This window comes from Pseudomonas sp. 31 R 17, assembly GCF_900004915.1.
Taxonomy (GTDB): domain Bacteria; phylum Pseudomonadota; class Gammaproteobacteria; order Pseudomonadales; family Pseudomonadaceae; genus Aquipseudomonas; species Aquipseudomonas orientalis_A.
Genome location: NZ_CVTN01000053.1, coordinates 23,086 through 29,443, shown reverse-complemented (window position 1 = coordinate 29,443; position 6,358 = coordinate 23,086). Strand labels below are relative to the sequence as shown.

Below are 6,358 nucleotides of genomic sequence, written 5' to 3'. Positions count from 1 at the left end.
TTTGCTTACTTTTGCGCTTTTCAAAAGTGAGCCGCTGTAAAAGCGGAACCATTAGCAGCCGTTACCGCAGAAACGGATATGTACTCAACCCAATTCAACATCGTGGTCGGCCCTGAGGCCGCCATCGGGGGCAAGCCCCCTCCCACATTTGAATGCATTTCACCTTCACGTCGCTGAACGATTTGCCCCCGTAACCCGTCATACCAATCCCTGAGCTAGTGTAGGAATTGTCTACCACTCAGCCCCGAAATTAGTCCCAGACCGCCCATTCATGTTTAACTTGAACGCTCGTTCAAGTTAAACCGGTGGTTCGCTGCCCGCTCACAACAGGAGGCTTACCTTTGCTGAGTCCGTTATTGACAGCCACATTTCACACCTCGGGGGTGCGTCGTTCATGAGTGCATCGTCCACCCCTCCCAGCGGTCTGGTGCGCATGAATGCGCCCGTTTTCTACTTTGCCGCCACGGCCATCCTGCTGTTCGGCATCACGGTCATCGCTATCCCGCAACAGGCCGGTGCCTGGCTGCTGGCGGCGCAAAACTGGGCGGCCAATACGGTCGGCTGGTACTACATGCTGGCGATGACCCTGTATCTGGTCTTCGTGGTGGTCACCGCGCTATCGGGCTACGGCAAGATAAAACTCGGTGCCGACCACGACGAGCCCGAATTCAGTTACCTGTCCTGGGCCGGCATGCTGTTCGCCGCCGGGATCAGCATCACGCTGTTTTTCTTTTGTGTCTCCGAGCCGCTGACGCACCTGGTGCAACCGCCCCAGGGCGAGGCCATGAATGCCGATGCGGCGCGCCAGGCCATGCAGGTCCTGTTCCTGCACTGGGGCCTGCACGGCTGGGGCGTGTTCGCGTTTGTCGGCATGGCCCTGGCGTACTTCGCCTACCGGCATAACCTGCCGCTGGCGTTGCGCTCGGCGCTGTACCCGTTGATCGGCAAGCGCATCAATGGCCCGATCGGTTACGCGGTGGATGGCTTCGGCATCATTGCCACGGTATTCGGCCTGGGGGCCGACATGGGTTTTGGCGTGTTGCACCTCAACTCCGGCCTGGATTACCTGTTCGGCATCGCCCATACGCAGTGGATCCAGGTGGGCTTGATCACCTTGATGATGGGCGCGGCGATCATCGTTGCCGTGGCCGGTGTCGACAAGGGTGTGCGGGTGATGTCCGACATCAACATGCTGCTGGCCTGCGCACTGCTGCTGTTCGTATTGTTTGCCGGGCCCACCCAGCACCTGCTCAATACCTTGATCCAGAACATCGGCGACTACCTTGGTGCGTTGCCGACCAAGAGTTTCGACGTGTACGCCTACGACAAACCCAGCGACTGGCTGGGCGGTTGGACGGTGTTCTACTGGGCCTGGTGGATCGCATGGTCGCCGTTCGTGGGCCTGTTCATCGCGCGGATTTCCCGTGGCCGCACCATCCGCGAATTCGTGTTTGGCGTGCTGCTGATCCCGCTGGGTTTCACCCTGGCGTGGATGTCGATCTTCGGTAACAGCGCCATCGACCAGGTGCTCAACCATGGCATGACCGCGTTGGGCCAGTCGGCCATCGATGAGCCGTCGATGAGCCTCTACCTGCTGCTGGAAACCTACCCGTGGAGTAAAACCGTGATTGCGGTCACGGTGTTTATCAGCTTCGTATTCTTCGTGACCTCGGCGGACTCAGGCACAGTGGTGCTGTCGACCCTGTCGTCCAAAGGCGGCAACGCCGATGAAGACGGGCCGAAATGGCTGCGCGTGTTCTGGGGCGCGATGACCGCCCTGGTCACCAGCGCCTTGCTGTTTGCCGGCAGTATCGACTCGTTGAAATCAGCGGTCGTGCTGACCTCGCTGCCGTTCTCGCTGATCCTGCTGCTGATGATGTGGGGGCTGCACAAAGCGTTCTATCTCGAATCGCAAAAGCAGATCGCCCAGTTGCATTCGCTGGCACCGATCTCGGCGTCGCGCAAAGGCCGTGGCGGCTGGCGCCAGCGTCTGAGCCAGGCCGTGCATTTTCCGTCGCGCGACGAGGTGTACCGTTTCCTCGAGTCGACGGTGCGCCCGGCCATCGAAGAAGTGACGGCCGTATTTGTCGAGAAGGGCCTGAACGTGGTCACCCAGCCAGACCCGGCCAACGACAGCGTCAGCCTGGAAATCGGCCATGGCGAGGAGCATCCGTTCATCTACCAGGTGCAGATGCGTGGCTATTTCACGCCATCGTTCGCCCGTGGCGGCATGGGTTCCAAAGAGATCAACAACCGCCGCTACTATCGCGCCGAAGTGCACCTGCGTGAGGGCAGCCAGGATTACGACCTGGTGGGCTACACCAAGGAGCAGATCATCAACGACATCCTCGACCAGTACGAGCGGCACCTGCAGTTCCTGCATCTGGTGCGCTGATTCGCGCGCATAAATGCACGTAATAGCGTTCCTCTCAAGTGGGTCTTTGCTGTAAAAGGGAAAGGCAGACTTAAGCGATTCAGCGGGTTAAAGGCTTGGGAATAACCTTATTCCCAGGCCTTCTTTGCCCCAACGCCCAGAGAGGATTCGATGACGTACATTGCTGCCGAAAACCGCTATGAATCTATTCCTTACCGCCGCGTAGGCCGCAGTGGACTGGTGCTGCCGGCACTGTCCCTGGGGCTGTGGCACAACTTTGGCGACAGCACCCCGATCGCCACCCAGCGCGCCCTGCTGCGCACCGCGTTCGACCTGGGCATCAATCACTTCGACCTGGCCAATAACTACGGCCCTCCCTACGGCAGCGCCGAGATCAACTTCGGTCGTTTGCTGCGCGAAGACTTCAAGCACTACCGAGACGAACTGATCATCTCCAGCAAGGCCGGCTGGGACATGTGGCCCGGGCCTTATGGCCAGGGTGGCGGCTCGCGCAAATACGTGCTGGCGAGCCTGGATCAGAGCCTGCAGCGCCTTGGCGTCGATTATGTGGATATCTTCTACTCGCACCGTTTCGACGCCGACACGCCATTGGAAGAAACCGCCAGTGCGTTGGCCACCGCCGTGCAGCAGGGCAAGGCGTTGTACATCGGTATCTCGTCCTACTCCGGGGTAAAGACCCGTGAGATGGCAGCTCTGCTCAAAGAGTGGAAAGTGCCGCTGTTGATTCATCAGCCCGCCTACAACCTGCTCAACCGCTGGGTGGAAAAAGACCTGCTCGACACCACCGACGAACTCGGCGCCGGCGTGATTGCCTTCACGCCGCTGGCTCAGGGCCTGCTCACCGATAAATACCTCAACGGCATTCCTGCCGATGCCCGGGTGAATCGTCCGGGGGGTGGCTCGCTGCAGGCCCAGCACCTGTCCGAGGAGAACATTGCCCACGTGCGCGCCCTGAATGAGATCGCCCAGCGTCGCGGCCAGAGCCTGGCGCAATTGGCGCTGGCCTGGACCCTGCGTGATCCACGGGTGACCAGCGCGCTGATCGGCGCCAGCCGGCCGGAGCAGATCATCGAAAACGTCGGCGCGTTGAAGAACTTGAGCTTCAGCGCCGAAGAGCTGGCGCAGATCGATCGGTTCGCCCAGGAAGGCGGGATCAATCTGTGGGAAAAACCGTCAATGGCTGAGTAACGTCAGCGTGCCTGCTCGATAGAGGCGCCGACCTTTATCGTGGCAGGCACACTGCAGCTGTTTGCTCAGCGCAGGGTTAGCACTCGCCGGGCATCTTGGAAGCCCGACTCAGACAGCTTGACCTTATTCCCATAGAGGTCTGCGTAACCGTCAATCACGGCGACCGAGTGCCCACCGGCGTCTGCGGTACCCAGGCCTTCTTTGGCCAGTTGAGCCGGGTTGGTCCAGCGCCGTTTGGCATGTAGGCCCAAGCGATTAGTGGCATCTCCCGGCATTTCCCCGTCATTCAATGAGGCCATTGCGTCCTTGAAGCTGCGCTTGGCGCTGCCTTCGTGATTTTTCATCTGAGCCCGCTTGGCGCTGGCGGCATACAGGAATACTGCGTCTTTGAGCACGTCCGGGTCCTCGCCCTGAAAGCCGCTGCCGGTCCTCGCCAGCATTAACTCTTCGTGGGATATGTGCAGCTTGAAGGTGTCCTGCATTGTCACCTCGAACCCCGTTTTTGTCGGGGTTATCAGTTTGAAAATCCCCTGTGGGTGATGACCGTATTTCATCATCGCCAGCTTGATCGCCGACACCGTGACGCAATTGCCTTCAATGCCCTGCCAGAACCCACGCCAGATATCCTCGGGCTTGGTGCCGATCGGCACCGAAGACATAAATGGGCTCTCGTCAGGCCGGGGCTTGTCCAGAGAGGCGACAGTGGGCAAAGGGGCCGGCGGATCGCGATCAACCTGATGAGGTACTGCGTCAACCGCAGGGGCAACAGGGCTGGCGCGCTGTGTGATGGTTTTGAGAAGGCTGTTCAGTGAGTTCAGTTGTTGAACGATAGACGCGTAAAGGTTTTGGCCGTTTTCCGCGCCGGCCGCGACGGATGTTTCCATCGGGGCCTTGGCGTTCGTCACGCCTGTGCCGGCGCAGAGACCGGGAAGTATTGACGTATTAAGCGCTGCGGTGCCGCTGGCTGTGTTGAGTAACATGGGCCGCCTCGTATTCAGTAGTGTGAGTGAGCGATTCAGTGAGGGTCGAGCACGTAGCCGTGGCCCTCATAAGGCAGATACTGATGCGCCTTTTCATCGCCCAGAACCAAGCCAAAACCGTACAGAAACCCGACGGTATCCTGGTCTTCCAGTTCACTCACATGGACATGGCGCATATGGCCGATCATGCCGATATTTTCCAGGACAGGTTTGATATGCCGGCCATTCTGGATCGCATCACTGAGGGTCGTCTCGAAGTCGGACCTTGCCACCGGATCCTCATGTTCCAACTGCTGACGTTTCATAAAAGCCGCAAACATGAAGTTGGCATCCTTTATCAGCTCGCTGTCGTCACCGGACAGTTTCAAGGCTTGCCCGGCCCGCTGTAGCTCCTGGCGAGAAACATGCACTTCATAACCATCTCTCATCGTCACGTCGTAGCCGTCTCCTGCAGCGGCAACCCGTTGAAAGCAATCGGTGGGGCTTTGCCCGAACGTCATCATCATCAGTTTTATTGCGTCAACGTAGGCTTGCGTGTCGCGAAACTCGCCAAAGCCCTGAGGTGTGCTACTCAAGCCAGTCAATATATTGGCTGGACGTTCACCGTTTCTCTTCGAGGAAATATCCGGCATCGCGCCGGGGGAGGGAGGGTCGAGCGGCGTTACAAGGGGTTTGACGTTGGTTTGCGGGGGGGGAGGCGCAACCCGCGCAGGACGCGAGTCAGTGGACGGTTCGTCCAGCCTTGTGGCTGCGGGTAAGTCCGACAGTATGTAGGCCGGCTTTTTCAGCCTTAACTTCGAAGGTGTCCCGTGGAAATCCTCATGACCGTCGACAACCAGCATGGACTCCCTATTCGAGACAACCGTGATACCCGGTTTTTGACCCGTGCCCAGTGACTCGGACTTAACCTCTTTCATATGGTTTTCCAGGCCCATGAGCTTCAATACGCTGCCGGCATGTTCGCCTTTATTGGTATTGCGCAGGGTCATGGGATAACTCGCTTGTTCGGCGGGGTCATTGCTTTGTAGCTGTTTTCGCTTGACCAGGGTCGCATACAGAAAGTTGGCGTCTTTCAGCATGTCTTCGTTGCCCAGCAGTTGCGAACCTTCTTTGGCAAGGTCCAGCTCTTTGTGCGAGATGAATAATGTGAAGCCATCTCTCATCGTCACATTGAACCCGTTATTCAGGGGCGTGACCTGAGCGTAAATATCGGTTGGGCTTTGACCAAAGTGCTGCATGGCCAACTTGATCCCCGCGACATGAGAACTGTGCGGTGTGGTCAGTGAGCGGTAGGTTTCATGGGGCGAAAAGAACAGGCCACCTAATACGTCGTCGGGTTTTTGTTTGTCCTTTTTATTTGAAAGGTACTGCGTACTATCAGGGCGCACCGTTGAGTGGGTGGTCGCTGCAACGGTTGCGGGTGTACCAGGCTTGACGGGCGTGGCGCCGAGGGCCTTGTGGAGTGTGGTCATCAAATTTTCAAGCTCGCTTAACAAGGCGAGCAAACTTTCGCGTCTGTCGGGCGCGGCGGTGGGCGGTGTCAGTGTTTCAAGTGTTGTGCCTGTGGCTGAAGGGGCGGGTTCAGCAGGCTGTGACGCAAAAGCGTTCAGCCACGGCGATACGGTTGAGATATTCATTTAAGCACTCAATGGATTCAGGTAAGGGTTCACTGCGCAGGCGTTTTGGACGCACGATGTCAGTGGTGAGCCTTACCTTGTGCGTTCCTGAAAGTGAGTGCTTGACGAGTTACAGAGAGTGTCGTGAGCCACATTTTTCCATAGGAAAAATCTTGAAA

4 protein-coding genes are annotated in these 6,358 nt (G+C 58.2%); 2 read left to right on the top strand and 2 right to left on the bottom strand.

Translation table 11 applies throughout. The features are described from left to right. The first annotated feature begins 433 nt into the window (after positions 1-433). Both betT and mgrA read left to right on the top strand, forming a co-directional pair. On the top strand, positions 434-2,395 hold the full coding sequence (gene betT / locus BFP89_RS06210) for a choline transporter BetT (RefSeq protein ID WP_163001547.1): 1,962 nt from the start codon (positions 434-436) through the stop codon (positions 2,393-2,395). 150 nt (positions 2,396-2,545) lie between these two features. Continuing rightward, positions 2,546-3,583, top strand: coding sequence for an L-glyceraldehyde 3-phosphate reductase (mgrA, locus tag BFP89_RS06205; protein ID WP_065884649.1), 1,038 nt, complete (start codon positions 2,546-2,548; stop codon positions 3,581-3,583). A gap of 65 nt (positions 3,584-3,648) precedes the next feature. Here mgrA and BFP89_RS06200 read toward each other — a convergent pair whose 3' ends face one another. Both BFP89_RS06200 and BFP89_RS06195 read right to left on the bottom strand, forming a co-directional pair. Beyond that, positions 3,649-4,563 (bottom strand): hypothetical protein, encoded by a 915-nt coding sequence (locus tag BFP89_RS06200; protein ID WP_065884648.1) that lies wholly within the window; start codon positions 4,561-4,563, stop codon positions 3,649-3,651. Positions 4,564-4,598: 35 nt separating this feature from the next. Then, positions 4,599-6,200 carry a hypothetical protein gene (locus BFP89_RS06195; protein ID WP_141689044.1) on the bottom strand — a complete coding sequence of 534 codons (1,602 nt, stop codon included), beginning with the start codon at positions 6,198-6,200 and terminating at the stop codon, positions 4,599-4,601. Positions 6,201-6,358: the final 158 nt, after the last annotated feature.